Here is a 19,141-nt window from a genome sequence, read left to right as displayed (position 1 = left end):
GAGGTTCTCTGCGACAAAATGTCTGTTTTGCTCGCAGAGAACCTTATCACAGCCGGGCAGGATCTGCATCCAGCCCGTTTAGCTGGCGGCCTTGTTCGTTTGCAGCGCGCCGCGTGTCGTTTCGCCAGGCGCGCGCACGCAGTACATCAGTACCACTGACGCAAACAGCGCGGTCGCCATAAAGGTGTAAGACGCGCCAGGCCCGCCGGTGATGCCGTTGAGATAACCCACCAGCCACGCGCCGATAAAAGCACCCAACGCGCCAAAGCTGTTGATTAACCCCATCGACACGCCCGAGACGTTGCGTGGCAGCAGTTCCGGTATCAACGCGAAGAACGGCCCGTAAGGTGCGTACATACAGGCTGCGGCAATTACCAGCAACGCATAGGAGAGCCAGAACGCCTGCGTGCCCAACATCCACGACCCGAAGAACGCGACGCCCGCAATCAGCAGCAAAGGCCAGATAAACAGCTTACGGTTTTGCAGTTTATCGGAGAGCCATGAAACCACCAGCATCAGGCAAATTGCCGCCAGATAAGGCACTGCGGCCAGCCAGCCAACGGAGACAATGTCCATTTGCGCCGCATTTTTCAGAATCGACGGCATCCACATCATGAAGCCGTAGACGCCGATACTCCACAGCGCGTGCACGGCACACAGCATAATCACATTGCGGGAACGCATCGCTTCACCGTAGTTACGCACGGGCTTGATGGTGGTTTGTTCGCTGTCCATTGCCTGCTGAAGCGTCTGTTTTTCTTCCTCACTGAGCCAGGTGGCCTCTGACGGTTTATCGCGCACCAGCACCCACCAGCAGAAAGCCCATAACACGGCGGGAATGCCTTCGATAATAAACATTTCACGCCAGCCCCAGGCCTGAATCAGATAGCCAGAGACAATCGACATCCACAGCACCGTCACCGGGTTGCCGAGAATCAGGAAAGTATTGGCGCGTGAACGCTCGCTTTTGGTAAACCAGTTGCTGATGTAGATAAGCATGGCGGGCATAACGGCCGCTTCGACAATACCCAGGGTAAAGCGAATCGCCATCAATGTAGGAATATTACTGACGAAGCCGGTAGCTGCCGCGCAGAAGCCCCATAATATCAGGCTGAAAAAAATCATTTTCCGCACGCTGCGTTTTACCGCATACATTGCGCCCGGCACCTGGAAAAAGAAATAACCGAGGAAGAACAGCGCGCCAATTAACGATGCGGTCCCTTTGGTGATCCCTAAATCATTTTCAATTCCGGCGGCGGCGGCAAAACCATAATTCGCGCGATCGAGATACGCCAGGCTGTAGGTAATAAAAATAATCGGCATTAAATACCACCAGCGGCGTACTGGCAGTTTGCTAAGTGTTTTCATACTCAATCCTCAGACGATGAGCATCATCTATCGTTATTTTATGTTGTTACACGGCGGCTAACATTCCGCCATCGACAAACAGAATATGACCATTTACAAAATTAGAGGCAGGCGCCGCGAGATAAACTGCCGCGCCAATCAGTTCCTCTGGTTTTCCCCAGCGGGCAGCGGGCGTACGCTGGTAGAGCCAGGCGGAAAAGGCTTCGTCGTTAACCAGCGTGGCGGTCATGTCGGTAGCAAAATATCCCGGCGCAATACCGTTAACCTGAATATTGTATTCCGCCAGCTCGACACACATTCCACGGGTTAACATTTTGACCGCACCTTTTGAGGCAGCGTAAGGCGTAATTGTTTTGCGGCCTAGTTCGCTTTGCATCGAGCAGATATTAATTATTTTCCCCTGTCGGCGCTGCATCATATATTTCGCCACCTGCTGGGAAACCAAAAACACGGATTTTTGGTTAACGTCGATCACTTTATCCCATTCGGCTTCCGGGAATTCAGTGAAGGGATAACGTCGCTGAATACCGGCGTTATTAATCAGAATATCAATTGCGCCCACCTCCTGTTCGATGTTGTCGATAGCTTTGGCGACCTCCTGCGCATGAGTGACATCAAAACCGTAACCCACTGCGCGGAATCCCTCAGCCGTCAGGGCATCCGCCGCCTGCGTGGCGCGTTGCTGGGTGATGTCATTAATCACCACCTCCGCGCCGTGTTCGGCCAGGCCGCGAGCCAGCAGCAAGCCAATCCCCTGCGCTGAACCGGTTACCAGCGCGCGTTTACCCGATAAATCAAACAAATTACCCATAAAAAAACCTCTTGCACATGAACTGTTACGCGTAACTGTATACGCGTAACAGTTGTTTTGAGAAGATCGCTTGTGGGGAAAATGATCGTTTTGTGATCGAGGGAACATTTATGTGAAATGAGGGTGAGGGAGTCGCATTTTTCCCCCTAACCCTAACCCTCTCCCTCAAGGGAGAAGGAACTGGCCGTGCCTGGGCTTACATATGACGCTGTTTTTCACCCTCTCCCTCAGGGAGAGGGCCGGGGTGAGGGTTGGTTTTACTGCGTCGCAGCATCACCACCAGTTGCCAGATATTAATCAGCACAATAATCGCTGTCGCCACAAACACCCAGCGGAAGCCCGCCATGGCAGAAACAGACGCCCCGATCAGCGGCCCGGCAACATTGCCCAAATACATAAACGACTGGTTGTAGCCGAAAATTCGCCCGGTCACGCGTTCGCTGATGTACTTCAGCAGCAGCGTCTGGACTGCCGGAAGCATCGCGCCATCGGCAAAGCCGAGCAGGAAGCGCAGCACGCCAAGCTGGAACGGTGTGGTAACAAACGACATGGCGAAGAACAGCACCACCGCAAAGCACAGCGTCGCCAATAGAATACGCGCCGTACCGATACGGTCGCCCAGCTTGCCAAGCCGTGGCGCGGAGATCAGCGCCGAGACGCCCGGTACGGCGGCGATCATCCCGCTCAGGAAAGCGATGTTGTTACTGTCCGGCGTCATCGATTTAATAAACAACGCCAGAATCGGGCCAATCGATCCGTTACACAGTTGGATCACCATGGTGGTGACAAACAGGCTGATCACCAGCCCCGGATACGGCAGCGAAGCAAATACCGCCTTCCCGCTCAGCCGCTCTGATTTGCTGATTTGCGGACGCACGCCCTCTTTGATTAAAAACAGGGTGACGAGGAAGCTAATCATCAGCAAAAACGCGGTGATGTAAAAGACCATCCGCAGACCCATGTGATCCGCGAGGAAACCGCCGAGCAGAGGCCCGCCGATGACGCCGCTGATCTGCGCGGTAGAGAGCGTACTCAACGCCCAGCCGCTGCGCTCGCGCGGCACCTGCGAGGCCACCAGCGCCATCGCGTTCGGGATATACCCCGACGTCAGCCCCATCACACCGCGCAGAATAAACAGCTGCCAGACGTTGGTGGCAAAGGCTTGCAGCAAAATGGCAATCGCCATCCCTAACGACGCGCGCAGGAGCATCAATTTGCGCCCTTTGCGATCCGCCAGGCTGCCCCACATGGGCGAGACAATCGCCGAAACCAGAAAAGTGATACTGAACGTTAGCCCTGACCACATCGAGAGTGATTCATGAGACGTGACGCCCAGCTGCGCCACGTAGAGCGGCAAAAAGGGCAGAATTTGACTGATGGCGAGGCCGGTAAAGAAGCAGCCGAACCAGACAGAGATGAGATTTACCTTCCAGGATTCCATAACTACGCGTTTTCGTTCACTTATGCGGACAAGTGCACAGGGTAGCAAGTTGTATGGCAGTCGGTATTGTCAGAGATGCGTTCGCGGTGAGTTTAGGGTTTTATCATTGATTTGCTATTTTCTGTGAACGATCTCACGTTTTAATTTCCAGCAAAAAGAGAGTTATGCTTAGCGACAAAGCCCGTAGCCGCGCATACCGAGATGAAAATGATTGGCGTGCGCCGCGTTGTAGCTGGGCCCAAGCCCATTACCGTAATACTGGCAGCTAATCGCCAGCAGCGTTTGCAGGAACGGTTGAGTCTGCGGCTGCGTCCAGTCTTTCAGCACGCTAACCTGTTTACCATTCTCCAGACGAAAGCCGCTGATATCCAGCGCATTTGCCGTGGCATGTTCGCTCAGCGGGCCGTCGGCGCGATGATAAATATTGCGGCAGGCAAAACTCCCCAGATGGTCAATGCGCGTCACTTCACTGTTCAGCATTTGGCGGGAAAGTGGCTTCACCTGCTGTTCCACATACAACGCGCTGCTCAGCGCCAGGCGGCAACTGGCGAGAAAGCGATTGCTGAGTTTCACCGTGCCAAAATCACGCACCTGTACCACATCCGTGAGCGGACATGCGCCGCCGCTCGGCGCCACGCTCTGCGTACTGATAAGATGTTGCTGATTTGCCTCGGCCAGCAGCGTCTGACACTGCGCATCCGTTATCGCTTTGAGCTTCCAGCGCGTCACCAGACCGGGCGGATCGTTAAGCATTAATGGCGTAAATGGATTGTACCAGGATGGCAGCATCTGATAGCCACCATAGCCAATAGCGATAAGTCCCGCAAATACCAGCCAGCGCGTGATTTTCATCGGCTCTCCTGCCTGCAATAAAGTTAAAGATTATGGCAGATAGCCCGGAAATCACGTGGTATGTTATGTGTTTTGCGTTTGGAACGGATGGAATTAAAGATGGCGAAGTTGCGGGTTGGGATTGTTTTCGGCGGGAAATCAGCAGAGCACGAAGTGTCGCTGCAGTCGGCTAAGAATATCGTTGAAGCCATTGATAAAACACGCTTTGACGTAGTACTGCTGGGCATTGATAAGCAGGGTCAGTGGCACATTAATGATGCGCAAAACTATTTGCTGAATGCGCAGGACCCGGCAAAAATCGCCCTTCGCCACTCTGATGTGACGCTGGCGCAAATTCCAGGGAAAACCTCGCAGCAGTTGATCAACGCAGAAAGCGGCCAACCGCTGGGCGCCATTGACGTCATTTTCCCGATTGTTCACGGCACGCTCGGCGAAGATGGCTCCCTTCAGGGTATGCTGCGCGTGGCGAATCTGCCGTTTGTGGGTTCAGATGTGCTGAGTTCTGCCGCCTGCATGGACAAAGACGTCACCAAGCGCCTGTTGCGCGACGCCGGGCTGGCCATCGCGCCATTTATTACCCTGACGCGCAGCAACCGTAACCGTATCTCGTTTGCGGAAGTGGAAGCGAAGCTGGGCCTGCCGCTGTTTGTAAAACCCGCCAATCAGGGTTCCTCCGTTGGCGTCAGCAAGGTTAACAGCGAAGCGCAATATCAACAGGCCGTGGCGCTGGCATTTGAGTTTGACCATAAAGTGGTGGTTGAGCAGGGTATTAAAGGCCGCGAGATCGAATGCGCAGTGCTGGGCAATGATGAACCGCAGGCCAGCACCTGTGGCGAAATTGTACTGAACAGCGAATTTTACGCCTACGATACCAAATACATTGATGATAATGGCGCGAAAGTGGTCGTTCCGGCGGCGATTCCGGCAGAGATCAACGACAAAATCCGCGATGTGGCGGTGCAGGCGTATCAGACGCTGGGTTGCAGCGGGATGGCGCGTGTCGATGTGTTCCTGACGGCGGAGAATGAAGTTGTGATCAACGAAATCAATACGCTACCGGGTTTCACCAACATCAGCATGTATCCAAAACTGTGGCAGGCGAGCGGGCTGGATTACACCTCGCTGATCACACGTTTAATCGAACTGGCACTGGAGCGCCATCAGGCCGATAGCGCCCTCAAAACGACAATGTAAGAAAGGGTTAGTTCGCCCCCTCTTCCACGCCGTCGCCCTCCGGGCGGCGGCGAATAATTAACCCCGCCAGCCAGAAGCTAATCACCCACGTCACCATCCCAACCGCGTAGGTTTGCCAGCCTTTAGCTTCAAAACCCAGCAAGCCAACTACGCCGTTAAGAATAAAAATCAGACCAATAGCGAACGCATAGTAGTGCCAGTCACGGCGAATTTTTGTAGGCAGCTTCATAACGGCTCCGGAGATAAAAAAATCATCTTCGCATATCCCCGGTCATGGGTCTGTGGTGTGAACAGCAATTATTTAATGTTAGCAAAATGTTTACATTCGAGATTTGTGATCGCCGCACGACTCCCGGTAATCCAGGACTAATCCTTAACCGAAATTACCATAATTCTTATACTGCCCTGCGAGGAAGGCTGTCACACTCATGCCAGTGTCACGGTCATGTAATGAAGTCCGGGAGGTCTTTATGACAGATTTCGCCTTGTCGAAGCTCATCCTGAATGGGAAAAAAAGCGCATCTTCTGCGCCGGGCAACGTCGCCTATGCGGTGTTCGTTCTGCTCTGCTTTTGGGCTGGTGCACAGTTGCTAAACCTGCTGGTGCATGCGCCTGGGGTTTACGAGCATTTGATGCAAATGCAGGATACGGGCCGCCCGCGTGTAGAAATGGGGCTGGCCGTCGGAACCCTGTTTGGTCTGGTGCCGTTCCTGGGCGGCTGTGCGATTCTAGGCTTCGTGGCGCTCGTGATGCGCTGGCGTCGCCAGCGCTAATCTTAGTTCGCCATACACTTCGCCCGACGATCGTCGACGCGCTTCGCAAACCACGCCGTGGTGAGATTGCGCGTGATCTTCGGGCTCTCTAACTGAATCCCAGGTAACATCTCTTTCACCAGCGTTTTGCCGGTTTTCTGCTGCGCTATTTTATACACGCCCTTGTAGAGCTCGGTTTCTTCAAATGCCAGGCTGTCACCCTTCTTCAACTGGCGATGGATTTCGTCATCACTCAGCGAAAGTTTGCCTGCCAGTTTGCGCACCGCCAGCTCGGTCTTCCCCGCGTCATCGCTATCATAGCGGATTAAATCGCCGTCCAGCGCCAGCTTAACGCCGGTCGCTTTACTGACCGCATACTGGAATGCCGCGTTACGGCTGGCATACCAGCCTGCGTTAAAGTCTGCGAATCGGTAAATTGGGGCCGTGTAATTGGCCGGATAGTTCAGCAGATGGTACGTGCCAAACCACAGCCCACCGCGCAGGCTGAAGACTTCCTGACGTACGGTGCCGTCCATTTTCCACGGGTAACCACGCGTGTGCGCCTCGGCAAAGGCAATGCTCACTTGCATCGGGCCGCCGGTATGTACCGGGTTCAGCGAGCCAAACAGCGTCTGCCCCATTGGTACGATGTTAATAAAGTCATCAAAAATCGCGCTCAGCTGTTTTTCCGTTTTCACGTTATCCAGCCGCTCGCTGTAGCTTTTGCCGTTAGGCGAGGTAATTTTCAGAGCGGTATGCACGAGGAACGTCGGTATGTGCATACGCTCGGCACGGCGGTCAATTTCCTGCCAGGCGATTTTACTCAACCCTGGCACCGCCGGGTCCGCCTGATAGTTGGATTCCTGCTGCGCCACCGCCAGCACCGAACAGATATTCTCTTTTGTCGGTGCCAGCTTTTGGCTTTCAAAGGTTTTTGCCAGCGCCTGCGCCCAGGCTTCCCGGTCCTTTACGCTGGCCGGTATTTTTTGCCGCACCACCGACGCCACGTCAACGGGCTTCTCCCCTTTCTTCAACGTTGGCGTCTGTTGACTGGTACAGGCGCTTAATACCAGCCCCGCCAGCAACGTTAACGGGAGTGAGACATAACGTGATACTGGCGTCATCGTGCTTCCTTGTAGAAATTAACTGAATGTGTGGGTCACTTCCTGGAGATCTTTGTCATCCAACTGGTGCTCGAAGCTGCGCAGACGTTTGTAGATGGACATCAATTCCACCAGCGTCGTCCAGGAGCTAATCAGATACTGGAACGAACCGCGCACCTGACCGAATACGTTGAGGATCTGCTGCATCAGGCCCAGCGTGATTGCACCAGCCGCAATCGAGGGGAACAACAGGAATAAACCGAAAACGTTATCGACCTGAAGATACAGGATACGGGCAATGTTGAAATACATATAGTGGAAATAGAGACGGAAGTAGTTGCGACGCACGGCGCTGAACAGTTCGCGCACGGTTGGCGGCGTGGCGCGGGCTTCGTCATCTTCGCCGTAGACCAGCTCTTTACGGTACGCCGCTTCCACACGCTGGTTTTTAAATTCCAGACCTGGCAGTTTGATACCGACAATCGCCAGCAGCCCGGTGCCCATCAGCGACCAGATGATCGCGGCAATCACCAGACCATAGGGAATGCTGCCCAGAATGGGTAGCGTCGGCACGTGGGCCGAGAGCGTAACCAGCACCGGCAGGAAGGCAATTAGCGTCATGATGGCGTTGATAAAGCTGGTGCCCATGTCTTCAAGCGTGGAGGCAAAACGCATGGTGTCTTCCTGCACACGCTGCGCAGCCCCTTCAATATGACGCAGGTGATCCCAGTGCGCCATATAGTGTTCGTTCATCGCTGTACGCCAGCGGAAGACGTAGTGGCTGACAAAGAAGTTATTAAGCACGCCGACGGTGACCGCAATCAGGGCGATGCCAAGGAAAATACCGACTTCGTGATAGAGCTGGTTGATAGAGACTTTATTGGGCGAGGTAAGCGCCTGCTGGATGAGGTCCCAGAATGGGGCATACCAGGCGTTGACCGCCACGCCCACTTCCACCAAAAACCAGGTGACGAAAATAATCAGCGCGGTACCCAGTACCGACCAGTATTGCCAGCGATGTGGGCTGCGCACAAACCAGTAGAGCGCGAAAAGCCCGACGCAAACGGCGTAGAACGCGTAGAAAACCAGATAGTTCAGCGACCAGAAGCGGGCTGCGCTAATCGGGACATCCTTCGATGCATGAACCAGATTCAGCAGCCAGCTTCCTCCACCCGCTTGCCAGAAAATGACGGCAATCAACGCCCAAATAAATGCCGAGAGAAAAAAGGGCCCCGGCTTAGGGAAAAAAGACTTAAACATAGTGCTCTCCTGCTAACTTCTTATGGTTCTGGCGTTTGCTGTGTACAACACAAGTCCTGTCGCAGCATGCGCTGCAACCAAAGGGATACCACGTAAAAACGAAAGATAACCGCACAATGAGACCGATAAACAGGCGCTTAGTTCGCCGGTAAAAGGTGCAAAATCGCCTTAACGATATTTCAGTTGTAACGCGGTCTCCAGGAAGGTTTGACTCACGTTTTAACCGTATTCAGCGACACAAATGGAATATTCATCTTATCTATCATACGCGACGGATCACAAAAGTGTGTCTTCAATACAAAGTTTCATATCCACGGTTACTCACCGTTACGTTTTTCCCGCTATGATAGCGTTTAATGGCGCTTTCTCAGGTGCCGATTCACGGTGTAAGTAGTATAAATACGCACTGTTCCCCCATTTCATTTATGGATGCCTTCGTTGAAACGTAGTCTGCTTTTTTCTGCCGCGCTCTGCGTGGCGTCATTGACATCGGTCCAGGCGGCTCAGCCGATCGCCGATCCCGTTTTTGCTTCCGATATTGTCGACCGCTACGCTAACCATATCTTCTACGGCAGCGGCGCTACGGGGATGGCACTGGTGGTTATCGATGGCAACCAGCGCGTATTCCGCAGCTTTGGCGAAACCCGGCCGGGCAACAACGTGCATCCACAGTTAGATTCAGTGATTCGTATTGCGTCGCTGACCAAGCTGATGACCAGCGAGATGCTGGTGAAATTGCTCGACCAGGGCGTGGTGAAGCTTGACGATCCGTTAAGCAAATATGCTCCGCCGGGCGCGCATGTGCCAACTTATCAGGGCTCACCGATTCGCCTGGTGAACCTCGCCACGCACACCAGCGCGCTGCCGCGCGAGCAGCCGGGCGGCGCGGCGCATCGCCCGGTGTTTGTCTGGCCGACCCAGTCACAACGCTGGTCTTATCTCAATAACGCGACGCTGAAAACCGCGCCCGGTACCCAAGCCAGCTACTCTAACCTGGCTTTCGATCTGCTGGCCGATGCGCTGGGCAATGCTGCCGGGAAACCTTATTCACAGCTGTTTGAAGAGCAAATCAGTCGCCCGTTGGGCATGAAAGACACCACCTTTACGCCGTCGCCAGATCAGTGCCGTCGTTTGATGGTGGCCGAGAAAGGCGCCAGTCCGTGTAACAATACGCTGGCTGCCGTCGGTAGCGGCGGGGTTTATTCCACGCCTGGCGATATGATGCGCTGGATGCAGCAGTATCTCTCTTCTGATTTCTATCATCGTAGTAATCAGGCGGATCGGATGCAGACGCTGATTTATCAGCGCAATCAGCTCACCCGAGTAGTGGGTATGGATGTGCCAGGCAAAGCAGATGCGCTGGGTCTGGGATGGGTCTATATGTCGCCGAAAAATGGTCGCCCAGGGATTATTCAGAAAACGGGCGGCGGCGGTGGTTTCATTACCTATATGGCAATGATTCCGCAGGAAAACGTGGGCGCATTTGTTGTAGTCACCCGTTCTCCACTTACCCGATTCGTCAATATGAGCGACGGTATCAATAATCTGGTTACGGAACTGAGCGGCAATCAGCCGCTGGCTGTTCCAGGCTCTTAATAGTCGTAGGGCAAACGCGTGATGCTGACGAGTTTGCCCTTTTCCATCTGGATATAATTTCCCTGACGCAGAGCCGAGAGGACTTCGGCAATGACCGAGCGCGAAATATTCGTTCTGTGCTGGATAAACTTCATCACGCCCACTCTGGCACGCAGATTATCGTTCCACTTTGCCATCACCAGCAGCGTGCTGCGGATTTGTTGATAATTGCTGGAGCCAATAAGCTGCGCATCACGCACTTCCAGCATGCGATGCTGCCATGTCACCCAGTAGAGTGCTTCACGCCACAATTGATAGCGCGTCAGGCAATGCAGCGTGTCCTGCACAGGCAAGTAGTACCCGCGACAATCGCTTTCGGTGGTGAGCGTGTAATCCTGTTGAATTTTCATGATGGCCCCGACCAGGCCAAAAATAGCCGGGCTTTGCGACATTCCGAACATAATATTGCCGGGGTTTCGTCGGATAGAGACCGAGCCTTGCGTTAAAACGAGAGTATGGTTTTCCGTCTTTTTATCTTCCGGCAGGATAATAGCGCCAGCCGGTAAATCAAAATGGATACTGCGAGGAGATAAGTGCTTATCAAGAGTAACAAATTCGCTCAGTGGTTTACTCAATGCAGGCATTTTCTACCATCCATGTAAAAATGCCCGCCATAGTAATGACGGGCATGAGTAACGTTCAGTTAAACAGGGAAGTCACCTTCCCCATTTACCGAAGAGCCATTACCAGGTGTATTTAACACCCGCGTTTGCGCCCCAATCCTGATCAACATCGCCGCCGCCGAGGTAGTTAACACCGGTGTAAGCGCTGAAGTTTTTGGTGAAGCTGAACTGGCTGCCCACGCCTACGCGTACTGCGGAACCTTCAACACCGTTGTCAATGCTGTCGCCGTTGACGTCGTTGTGGTTGTTGGAATCGTCATACACATAAGCCAGTTTGAAGTAAGGAGTCAGAGCCTGGTCACCGTAGTTGAAGGTGTAACCAGCATCAACGCCCAGTTCATAACGCAGGCTGTCGTAGTCCTGACCACCGACATCCATGCTGTTGCTCAGGCTGTAGCTATCGCCAGACTGGAACAGACCAGAAATTGCGCCGTACGGAGTTACGTAGCCAGCGTCGTTGATTTTCCAGTCGTAGCCCAGTTTCAAGCCAAAGCCCCATGCATCGGCAGTAGTGTCGCCATCAACATAGTCGCCATTGCTCATGGTTGCGCTCAGGTCGTTGTTGAAGCGGCTGTAGCTTAAGTTGCCATCAACAAAGATGTTGTTCGCGAAGCGAGCAGAAGAGTAGACGTAGGCAGACTGGCTGTCTTGATCCACCTGACCAGTACGGTCATTCATGTCGCCTTTCGCGAAGGCAGCCGCAGCACCGACGATCCATTTAGCGTTGTTACCGTCGATTTTGCTATCAACACCGACCATGATGCCGTTGACGTCCTGGTCATAGTTGATGGTGCCGTTGTCGCCGTTGAAGTTGCCACCGAAGTAGCTCACCCATGCGCCGCCATTGTCTTCAAAGCCGTGACGAGAGGTGTTCAGGCGATTGTTCAGGGTATCCTGCTGCATGTTCCAGATGTTGGTGTTTGCAGACGGGATGCTCAGCGCCATGTTTGCGTAATCGGTCAGCTCAGTCTGTTGCAGAACAACAGTGTTGCCCACTTGCTGTGCCTGATAGGTGTATGCACCCAGGTCAGCTTTGTTGGCAGCAGAGAAGGTCGCGGTGCTGTTTTTGTCGTTGACATAAACCAGCTCGTTGCCTTTGTAGTCTGCGATAGAACCTTTACCCGTAGCGTTGTCGATACGAACTTTGTAGTTACCGGTTGCAGCAGCTACGTTGTCAACAGCACTGTTATCCATCTCGTCAGCGTTGTTGATATCGCCATTACCATTAACAGTCAGGTGACCGTCAGAGTTCATAGCGATAGTACCGTAACCATAGTTTGCTTTGCTGGTATCGTTAGTACGATCGTTGACCAGGTCAGCATTCAGCACATAGTCGCTGCTATGGATATCGAATACACCAGAGTATACGTTGCCGTTGTTGTCAGCACGATCACCACTGGTCAATTCCAACGTATTGGTATGGAATGGATTAGCATCATACTGATCAACATTCACATCCAGTACACCACCATTAGTCACGGTGATAGTGTTAGCGTTCAGAGCTGCATCAGTAGACCAACCGGTAGAAGCATCCAGATTAACGGTACTGTATGTGTTAATGGTCAGATGATCGGTATCAACATAACCACCTTCACCGATATTCATGGAAGAACCGTTGTTCAGCGCAATGGTATCGGAAGTTAGTTCTGAACTAGATACATTCACCTGAGAACCGCTATTAACAGTCAGGCTGTCAATGCGAGATTTTTTAGTCGTATCCCACTCAGAACCGTTATTCAGCACAACATCAAAGATGCCGCTTTGGAATGTATCAGCTGAGTTAACACGTCCCCAATAATCAGTTGAAGAATGGCTCGGTGTCAGGCTGTTTGCTGCAACATCATAGAAATTAGCAGGAACAACTTGTTCGTAATCGATCCATGCAGCACCGACCCATTTGCTGTGATCCAGAGTCAGCGTCAGGTGATCAACGTTCTGATCGTCATCTGCCCAACCTGCGTTGGTATACACGGTTGTAGAGTTATCAACCAGGTGGCCATTCTTATCGAAGTTGTTATTGAAGGTGCTGTCAAAGTACACATCGCCCATCAATGTGGAGTTATCAAACTCAACATTGTTGACCATACGGTAGTCAGAACCAGCGTTGTCAGAGAAGACTAATGCAGCATCATTATTAATACCTACATCAGCAGTACTACCGTAATCGCTCGGCTCACCGGAATCACCAAAGTGACCTTCATCTTCGAGGTCGGTCAATGAACCAGAAGTTACAGTTGAATCAGTAACTTTGATGTTGTTATCCCACTGGTGAGAGCCATCATAAGTTACATCAGAGTGAGTAGTATCACCCTGAATCATGGTAATACCCGCAACGTGGGAGTTAGCAGTGATGTTGATATCACTTTCCACATTCAGAGTAACTGCGGTACCAAAGCCAGCAGTATCGTATTTACCTTCGTATGGGAAGTTATCGTAGGCTTTGCCATCTGCATCAACCCAAGTATCGGTATAATACAGACCTTCGTAATCATCATCGATGGTCGTATTAGCGACATTCAGAGTGAAGGTATCGCCATCAACCCAATCATGTGCAACTGCTTCACCCCAGGTGTAGAAGGTGCTGTTGGCACTAGGCAATCCATCGACGAGATTATCAAAGTGGCCCGGACGGTAAGAAGTGATCATACCGTGAACGGTTGTGTTAGAAAGGCTCAGAGTATTAGCAGCATCGGTGTAATCGCGATTCAGATAATAAGTAGAGATTACGCCATTTACAGTATCACCGTTGAAGGTGGTGTCGTAATTACCTTCTGCAGCATTGTTATAAACATAACCGCTGTAGGAAACATAGTCGTGATCTAAAGAGGTCCAGTCATTGAATTCGCTGTACGGAGTCAGCGCATCATCATGGAACCCAAAAGTGTCATATGCGGTAGCATTTGCCTGAGAGGCGATTGCCAAAGTGCAAGCCAATGCTAATTGTGATACTACAAGTTTCTTTTTCCAGGAGTGCATTTGTCATCCCTCCTCAGGGACGTATATTCGTTGGTCCATCAATTAACAATGCAATATGAGTATTGTTGCGGGTGTAATTATGCGATGCACAGGATAAAAGGTTCAATTAATCTTTACTTAATGTCTGTATTCGGACAACTTAATTGAGTGATAACCGCTCGCCAAAAACAACAATAAATCCAATAATATCAACAAGTAACAACAATTCAATTTTCTAATAAAAACATAAAAAAACCACTAAACAAAATAAAATATTCATCTTCGAAATTTGAAAAAACCATTTATCAAATTTATAGAATAAATACAAAAAACAAACCACCCTTAAAAATAAAATCAGCATCTATGGTTGAGGCGATAATTAAAAACATAGTTATATATAAAAACAATTAAAACGTCATTCAATTCATCATTGGCAATAATTTAAGAATTCCCTGAAACTTTCTTCATCGCCCCTGCGCCGCTCTCCTCCTTTATAAGCACAACTTTAGTAAAACATCACGATGGTGATTCGGTTACAATGGATGCATGTTCCACAAACATCAGGCAAATCATGACCGATTTAATCACTCGCCCACGCCGTCTGCGCCGCTCACCTGCGCTGCGGGCTATGTTTGAAGAGACAACACTGAGCTTAAACGACCTGGTGTTGCCGATCTTTGTTGAAGAAGAGATCAACGACTACAAGGCCATCGACGCCATGCCTGGCGTGATGCGCATTCCGGAGAAACATCTCGCCCGCGAAATCGAGCGTATTGCGAATGCGGGTATCCGCTCGGTAATGACCTTCGGCATTTCACACCACACCGACGCGACCGGCAGCGATGCCTGGAAGGAAGACGGCCTCGTGGCGCGCATGTCGCGTATCTGTAAAGACGCGGTGCCGGATATGATTGTCATGTCCGACACCTGCTTCTGTGAATATACCTCTCACGGCCACTGCGGCGTGCTGTGCGATCACGGCGTGGATAACGATGCAACCCTGCTGAATCTGGGTAAACAAGCCGTTGTCGCTGCGGCGGCGGGTGCCGACTTCATCGCGCCTTCTGCGGCAATGGATGGTCAGGTACAGGCAATTCGTCAGGCGCTGGACGCTGCCGGGTTTACCGATACCGCGATCATGTCCTACTCCACCAAGTTTGCATCCTCATTCTACGGCCCGTTCCGCGAAGCTGCGGGCACGGCACTGAAAGGCGACCGTAAAACCTATCAGATGAACCCGATGAACCGCCGCGAAGCGATTCGCGAGTCGCTGCTGGATGAAGCACAGGGTGCGGATTGCCTGATGGTGAAACCGGCAGGCCCATATCTGGATATTCTGCGCGATATCCGCGAACGCACTGAGCTGCCAATTGGCGCGTATCAGGTGAGCGGTGAGTACGCGATGATCAAATTCGCCGCCCAGGCGGGTGCGATTGATGAAGAGAAAGTGGTGCTGGAAAGTCTGGGTGCGATTAAGCGCGCGGGCGCGGATCTTATCTTTAGCTACTTTGCGCTGGATTTGGCTGAGAAGAAAATTCTGCGCTAGTGGGTGCTTTCACCCTCACCCTAACCCTCTCCCTCCAGGGAGAGGGGACCGGTTTTCTCCCTCTCCCTGTGGGAGAGGGCCGGGGTGAGGGCATCAGCCCGCACATATCCCCCATCAAGCACGGTAAAATGGCTTATCCCCCAGAATCGTCGCCCGGTGCATAATCCGGCGCTGCGGCAAATAATCGGCATTGGCATAGTGCTGCGTGACGCGGTTATCCCAAATCGCCACATCGTTCGGCTGCCAGCGCCAGCGTACCTGAAACTCCGGTTTCGTGACGTGCGCAAACAAGAAGTTCAGCAGCGCCTCGCTCTCTTTCTCAGAGACATCGACAATTCGCGTCGTAAAACCTTCATTGACGAACAACGCCTGCTTACCGGTTACCGGATGCGTGCGCACCACCGGATGCAGCAGCGGCGGGTGTTTGGCCACTGCTTCCAGCCAGCGCTGATGCTCTTCTTCGGTTTTGCGGTATTTGTATTCCTGGAATGATTTCTTGAAATCGTGCTCCGCCTGCAAGCCGCTTAACAGTTTACGGAACGGCTCAGAAAGCGCCTCCCACGCCGCAATGCCGCTGGTCCACAGCGTATCGCCACCGGTGGAGGGTAGCTCTTTTGACGCCAGGATCGCGCCCGCAGGCGGCGTTTCGATAAATGTCACATCGGTATGCCAGTTATCATTATCCGGCGGATTGTTGTCATGCGTATCCAGAACGATAATTTCCTCTACGCCTGGCGCATGAGGATAGACCGGGTGAATATGCAGATCGCCAAATCGCAATGCCAGGTCACGCTGTAGCTCAGGGGTAATCACCTGATTGCGCAGGAAAATGACCTGATGGCGCAGCATCGCATGATAAAGTTGCTCAAACTGGTTATCGTTCAGCGGGCGCGTTAAGTCAACGCCGCTAATTTCAGCACCAATGTAAGGCCCCAGCGGGGTGACGGTCAGACGTTCACTCATTGCACTTCTCCATGCCAGGGCGTCAGACGACGCTGCAACGCGCGCAGCCCCAGCTCTAAAACAAACGCGATAATCGCAATCACCGCAATGCCTGCCAGCACGACGTCGGTCGCTAAAAACTCGCCAGCAGATTGCACCATAAAACCTAACCCGCGCGTGGCGGCAATCAGTTCAGCCGCGACCAGCGTCGACCAGCCTACGCCCAGGCCAATACGCAACCCGGTGAGGATTTCCGGCAGCGCGCCAGGCAGAATCACATACCACAGCACCTGACGGCGGCTGGCACCCAGCGACTGCGCAGCCCGAATGCGTACCTGCTGCGCGCTCTTCACGCCTGCCAGCGCCGACATCGCAACGGGCGCGAAAATCGCCAGGTAGATCAGCAAGATCTTCGAGGTTTCCCCGATACCGAACCAGATAACCATCAACGGCAGATAGGCCAGCGGCGGCACCGGGCGGTAAAGCTCAATGATCGGATCCAGAATGCCGCGCACCGTGGCGTTCAGGCCCATCGCGATCCCCACAGGAACGCCAATCAATACGGCGGCCAGCAACGCGACCAGAATACGGGCCAGGCTCGCCGAAAGGTGCTGCCACAGCGTGGCATCCATAAAGCCCTGCGGCCCGGCAATGGTTATCAGTTTTTGCAGCACCTGCCCCGGCGGCGGCAGAAACAGCGGGCTGATAAGTTGCAGGGCAGCCACGCCCCACCACACCGTTAACAGCACCAGCAGCGTCGCCAGGCTTAGGGTTATCTGGCGGGAAAGCGGCCAGCGCCACTTCACCGTTTTCAGGCGTGGTTTATCATTAGCAACGACGCTCATGAGAAGGCCTCCCGTTGTTCAAATACGCGACTCAGAACGTACTCGCGCATGGCGATAAACTGCGGGTCCGATTTAATGCTGCGGCAGGACTCCCCGGCGACATAACGCCGAGCAAACTCCAGCGGCAGACGCTCCATCACCCTTCCCGGCCCCGGCGAAAGCAGCACCAGCTCGGTCGCCAAAAATACCGCTTCTTCTATATCGTGCGTAATCAGCATTACCTGCTTGCCGGTGTCATTCCACAGCTTCAGCAGCAGGGTTTGCATTTGTTCACGGGTAAAGGCATCCAGCGCCCCGAACGGTTCATCCAGCAACAACAGCTGCGGATTCGCGGCCAGCGCCCTGGCGATACCCACACGCTGGCGCTGTCCGCCGGAAAGCTGCCAGATAAAGCGTTTTTCCGCCCCTTCCAGCCCGACTTTCTTCAGCATTTCTCGGGCGATTTCCAGCCGTTCCGTCTTCGCCATTCCGTTCAGTTGAAGACCCAGCGCGATGTTATCCTGCACGTTGCGCCACGGCAGCAGCCCTTCGTTCTGGAAAACCACACCGCGCTCTGCACCCGGCCCTTCTACACGTTTTCCACCCAGCGTGATGCTGCCCTGCTGATACGGTACAAATCCGGCAATCAGGTTCAGCAGCGTGGTTTTGCCGCAGCCTGACGGGCCAAGCACCACCAGCAGTTCACCGCTGTCCAGCGTGAGGTTGATATCCTCCAGCGCCGGTTTGCCGCCGTAATCGGCATAAAGATGAGAAAGTTGCAGCATCACAGACTCCTTATTTCACAAAGCGATCGGTCACGTACTGGCTGTAATCCGTCGCCGCCGCCGGCACTTTACCCTGCGCTTTAAGGAACTCGGCGGTGTCGATAATCGCCTTATTAACCGGGCCGTTCAGCTCCTTCACCTGCTGGTCGGCAGTCAGATAGGTATTACCCTTCACCAGCCCCGGGACATCGCTTTCCGGCACTCCGCTTAAGCGCGCCAGTTTGCTGATGTTATCCGGCTGTTTCAGCTAGGCTTCCGGGTTGTCGATATAGCCGCGCTGGGCATCAATCGCGCTTTTCGCGAAGGCACGCACCACGTCAGGATGCTTCTCGGCGAAGTCTTTACGCACGACCCATACATCCAGCGTTGGCGAACCCCACTGGCCTACTTTTTCGGAATCGGTCAGCACCGTGCCGTCTTTTTCCAGCTCATTCACCGCCGGTGCCCAGACGTATGCGCCATCGATATCGCCACGCTGCCAGGCGGCAATAATCGCCGGTGGCTGAAGATTAAGAATTTGTACCTGGCCTGGCTTAATGCCCCAGTGTTTCAGCGCAGCCAGCAGGCTGTAGTGAGTGGTGGAGATAAACGGCACGGCAATACGTTTACCGATTAAATCTTCTGGTTTGGTGATGTTTTTCTTCACCACCAGCGCTTCGGAATTACCGAGCTGCGAGGCGAGCAGGAACACTTCAATTGGCACCTGCTGACTGGCGGCCACCGCGAGCGGGCTGGAACCCAGGTTGCCAATCTGAACATCGCCAGAGGCCAGCGCGCGAACGATGCTCGCGCCGCTGTCGAACTTGCGCCAGTCAGGTTTTGCGCCGCTCAGTTTGCTGAAGGTGTCATCCGCCTGTGCGACTTTCGCCGGTTCGGCGGAAGTCTGGTATGCGATGGTAACGTCCACGGCCTGCGCCTGAAATGCGATCAGTGCTGCGGCGGCGAAGAGTGAAATACGCGATGAAATAGCCATTGTCTGCTCCCTCTGTGTCTTGTTATGGGTGCAGTATTTCCGGGCGCGGAATTTTGTTAAAGGAATTAAAACGTCTT

General features: G+C 53.1%; 16 protein-coding genes and 1 pseudogene. 4 read left to right on the top strand and 13 right to left on the bottom strand.

Annotated elements, in window-relative coordinates:
* Positions 1–78: 78 nt before the first annotated feature.
* The 4 genes from ACWWFX_RS09625 to ACWWFX_RS09610 all read right to left on the bottom strand — a co-directional run bounded on the left by ACWWFX_RS09625 (position 79) and on the right by ACWWFX_RS09610 (position 4,472).
* Positions 79–1,368, bottom strand: coding sequence for an MFS transporter (locus tag ACWWFX_RS09625; protein WP_473223692.1), 1,290 nt, complete (start codon positions 1,366–1,368; stop codon positions 79–81).
* Positions 1,369–1,414: 46 nt separating this feature from the next.
* A complete protein-coding gene (gene idnO, locus ACWWFX_RS09620) occupies positions 1,415–2,179 on the bottom strand; it encodes a gluconate 5-dehydrogenase (RefSeq protein ID WP_276222633.1) in 765 nt (254 codons plus the stop codon).
* A gap of 196 nt (positions 2,180–2,375) precedes the next feature.
* Positions 2,376–3,620, bottom strand: coding sequence for a multidrug efflux MFS transporter (locus ACWWFX_RS09615; RefSeq protein ID WP_276222636.1), 1,245 nt, complete (start codon positions 3,618–3,620; stop codon positions 2,376–2,378).
* Positions 3,621–3,788: 168 nt separating this feature from the next.
* On the bottom strand, positions 3,789–4,472 hold the full coding sequence (locus tag ACWWFX_RS09610) for an extensin-like domain-containing protein (protein ID WP_473223691.1): 684 nt from the start codon (positions 4,470–4,472) through the stop codon (positions 3,789–3,791).
* A 99-nt stretch (positions 4,473–4,571) separates the two neighbouring features.
* Here ACWWFX_RS09610 and ddlA point away from each other — a divergent pair, with 99 nt between their 5' ends.
* On the top strand, positions 4,572–5,666 hold the full coding sequence (ddlA, locus tag ACWWFX_RS09605; RefSeq protein ID WP_276222639.1) for a D-alanine--D-alanine ligase: 1,095 nt from the start codon (positions 4,572–4,574) through the stop codon (positions 5,664–5,666).
* Positions 5,667–5,673: 7 nt separating this feature from the next.
* On the opposite strand, the gene ACWWFX_RS09600 is transcribed toward ddlA, so the two are convergent.
* Entirely contained in the window at positions 5,674–5,895 is a 222-nt protein-coding gene (locus ACWWFX_RS09600) for a DUF2754 domain-containing protein (protein ID WP_456147252.1), read from the bottom strand.
* Between the two features lie 241 nt (positions 5,896–6,136).
* Here ACWWFX_RS09600 and ACWWFX_RS09595 point away from each other — a divergent pair, with 241 nt between their 5' ends.
* Positions 6,137–6,439: a DUF2755 family protein gene (locus ACWWFX_RS09595; protein ID WP_015965649.1), complete on the top strand. Its 303-nt coding sequence runs from the start codon at positions 6,137–6,139 to the stop codon at positions 6,437–6,439.
* A gap of 2 nt (positions 6,440–6,441) precedes the next feature.
* Here the strand turns inward: ACWWFX_RS09595 and ACWWFX_RS09590 are convergent, their stop codons facing one another.
* Both ACWWFX_RS09590 and sbmA read right to left on the bottom strand, forming a co-directional pair.
* Complete coding sequence (locus ACWWFX_RS09590; protein ID WP_473223690.1) at positions 6,442–7,542, bottom strand: DUF1615 domain-containing protein; 1,101 nt, start codon at positions 7,540–7,542, stop codon at positions 6,442–6,444.
* A gap of 18 nt (positions 7,543–7,560) precedes the next feature.
* The gene (gene sbmA / locus ACWWFX_RS09585) at positions 7,561–8,781 is read right to left on the bottom strand and encodes a peptide antibiotic transporter SbmA (protein ID WP_276222645.1); all 1,221 of its coding nucleotides are present in this window, start codon (positions 8,779–8,781) and stop codon (positions 7,561–7,563) included.
* Positions 8,782–9,219: 438 nt separating this feature from the next.
* Between sbmA and ampH the strand changes: the two genes are divergently transcribed.
* Positions 9,220–10,377, top strand: a complete 1,158-nt coding sequence (gene ampH / locus ACWWFX_RS09580; protein WP_276222647.1) for a D-alanyl-D-alanine-carboxypeptidase/endopeptidase AmpH — start codon at positions 9,220–9,222, stop codon at positions 10,375–10,377.
* Here the strand turns inward: ampH and ACWWFX_RS09575 are convergent.
* Both ACWWFX_RS09575 and ACWWFX_RS09570 read right to left on the bottom strand, forming a co-directional pair.
* A complete protein-coding gene (locus ACWWFX_RS09575) occupies positions 10,374–11,000 on the bottom strand; it encodes a helix-turn-helix domain-containing protein (RefSeq protein ID WP_456147249.1) in 627 nt (208 codons plus the stop codon). The two genes, ampH and ACWWFX_RS09575, sit on opposite strands and share 4 nt — an antisense overlap.
* Positions 11,001–11,099: 99 nt before the next feature.
* Positions 11,100–14,015, bottom strand: coding sequence for an autotransporter outer membrane beta-barrel domain-containing protein (locus tag ACWWFX_RS09570; protein WP_473223689.1), 2,916 nt, complete (start codon positions 14,013–14,015; stop codon positions 11,100–11,102).
* A 550-nt stretch (positions 14,016–14,565) separates the two neighbouring features.
* Here ACWWFX_RS09570 and hemB point away from each other — a divergent pair.
* Entirely contained in the window at positions 14,566–15,540 is a 975-nt protein-coding gene (gene hemB, locus ACWWFX_RS09565; protein ID WP_473223688.1) for a porphobilinogen synthase, read from the top strand.
* Positions 15,541–15,654: 114 nt separating this feature from the next.
* Here the strand turns inward: hemB and tauD are convergent, their stop codons facing one another.
* The 4 genes and pseudogenes from tauD to tauA all read right to left on the bottom strand — a co-directional run bounded on the left by tauD (position 15,655) and on the right by tauA (position 19,064).
* Complete coding sequence (tauD, locus tag ACWWFX_RS09560) at positions 15,655–16,503, bottom strand: taurine dioxygenase (protein WP_015965656.1); 849 nt, start codon at positions 16,501–16,503, stop codon at positions 15,655–15,657.
* A complete protein-coding gene (tauC, locus tag ACWWFX_RS09555) occupies positions 16,500–17,327 on the bottom strand; it encodes a taurine ABC transporter permease TauC (protein ID WP_456147248.1) in 828 nt (275 codons plus the stop codon). The genes tauD and tauC overlap by 4 nt, the downstream gene beginning before the upstream one ends.
* Positions 17,324–18,091 carry a taurine ABC transporter ATP-binding subunit gene (gene tauB / locus ACWWFX_RS09550; RefSeq protein ID WP_276222659.1) on the bottom strand — a complete coding sequence of 256 codons (768 nt, stop codon included), beginning with the start codon at positions 18,089–18,091 and terminating at the stop codon, positions 17,324–17,326. The genes tauC and tauB overlap by 4 nt, the downstream gene beginning before the upstream one ends.
* 10 nt (positions 18,092–18,101) lie before the next feature.
* A pseudogene (gene tauA / locus ACWWFX_RS09545) lies at positions 18,102–19,064 on the bottom strand (taurine ABC transporter substrate-binding protein).
* Between the last annotated feature and the right edge of the window lie 77 nt (positions 19,065–19,141).

It is taken from the genome of Pseudocitrobacter sp. 2023LY-00077 (assembly GCF_055796175.1).
This window is presented reverse-complemented; position numbering and strand designations above follow the sequence as displayed.

Excerpts from the sequence above, each read along its gene's own strand:
- ACWWFX_RS09625 (WP_473223692.1), bottom strand. The coding sequence starts at position 1,368 with ATGAAAACACTTAGCAAACTGCCAGTACGCCGCTGGTGGTATTTAATG.
- ACWWFX_RS09600 (WP_456147252.1), bottom strand. The coding sequence starts at position 5,895 with ATGAAGCTGCCTACAAAAATTCGCCGTGACTGGCACTACTATGCGTTC.
- tauB (WP_276222659.1), bottom strand. The coding sequence starts at position 18,091 with ATGCTGCAACTTTCTCATCTTTATGCCGATTACGGCGGCAAACCGGCG.
- tauD (WP_015965656.1), bottom strand. The coding sequence starts at position 16,503 with ATGAGTGAACGTCTGACCGTCACCCCGCTGGGGCCTTACATTGGTGCT.
- hemB (WP_473223688.1), top strand. The coding sequence starts at position 14,566 with ATGACCGATTTAATCACTCGCCCACGCCGTCTGCGCCGCTCACCTGCG.
- ACWWFX_RS09570 (WP_473223689.1), bottom strand. The coding sequence starts at position 14,015 with ATGCACTCCTGGAAAAAGAAACTTGTAGTATCACAATTAGCATTGGCT.
- ACWWFX_RS09610 (WP_473223691.1), bottom strand. The coding sequence starts at position 4,472 with ATGAAAATCACGCGCTGGCTGGTATTTGCGGGACTTATCGCTATTGGC.
- ACWWFX_RS09595 (WP_015965649.1), top strand. The coding sequence starts at position 6,137 with ATGACAGATTTCGCCTTGTCGAAGCTCATCCTGAATGGGAAAAAAAGC.
- ACWWFX_RS09590 (WP_473223690.1), bottom strand. The coding sequence starts at position 7,542 with ATGACGCCAGTATCACGTTATGTCTCACTCCCGTTAACGTTGCTGGCG.
- sbmA (WP_276222645.1), bottom strand. The coding sequence starts at position 8,781 with ATGTTTAAGTCTTTTTTCCCTAAGCCGGGGCCCTTTTTTCTCTCGGCA.
- idnO (WP_276222633.1), bottom strand. The coding sequence starts at position 2,179 with ATGGGTAATTTGTTTGATTTATCGGGTAAACGCGCGCTGGTAACCGGT.
- ACWWFX_RS09575 (WP_456147249.1), bottom strand. The coding sequence starts at position 11,000 with ATGCCTGCATTGAGTAAACCACTGAGCGAATTTGTTACTCTTGATAAG.
- tauC (WP_456147248.1), bottom strand. The coding sequence starts at position 17,327 with ATGAGCGTCGTTGCTAATGATAAACCACGCCTGAAAACGGTGAAGTGG.
- ddlA (WP_276222639.1), top strand. The coding sequence starts at position 4,572 with ATGGCGAAGTTGCGGGTTGGGATTGTTTTCGGCGGGAAATCAGCAGAG.
- ACWWFX_RS09615 (WP_276222636.1), bottom strand. The coding sequence starts at position 3,620 with ATGGAATCCTGGAAGGTAAATCTCATCTCTGTCTGGTTCGGCTGCTTC.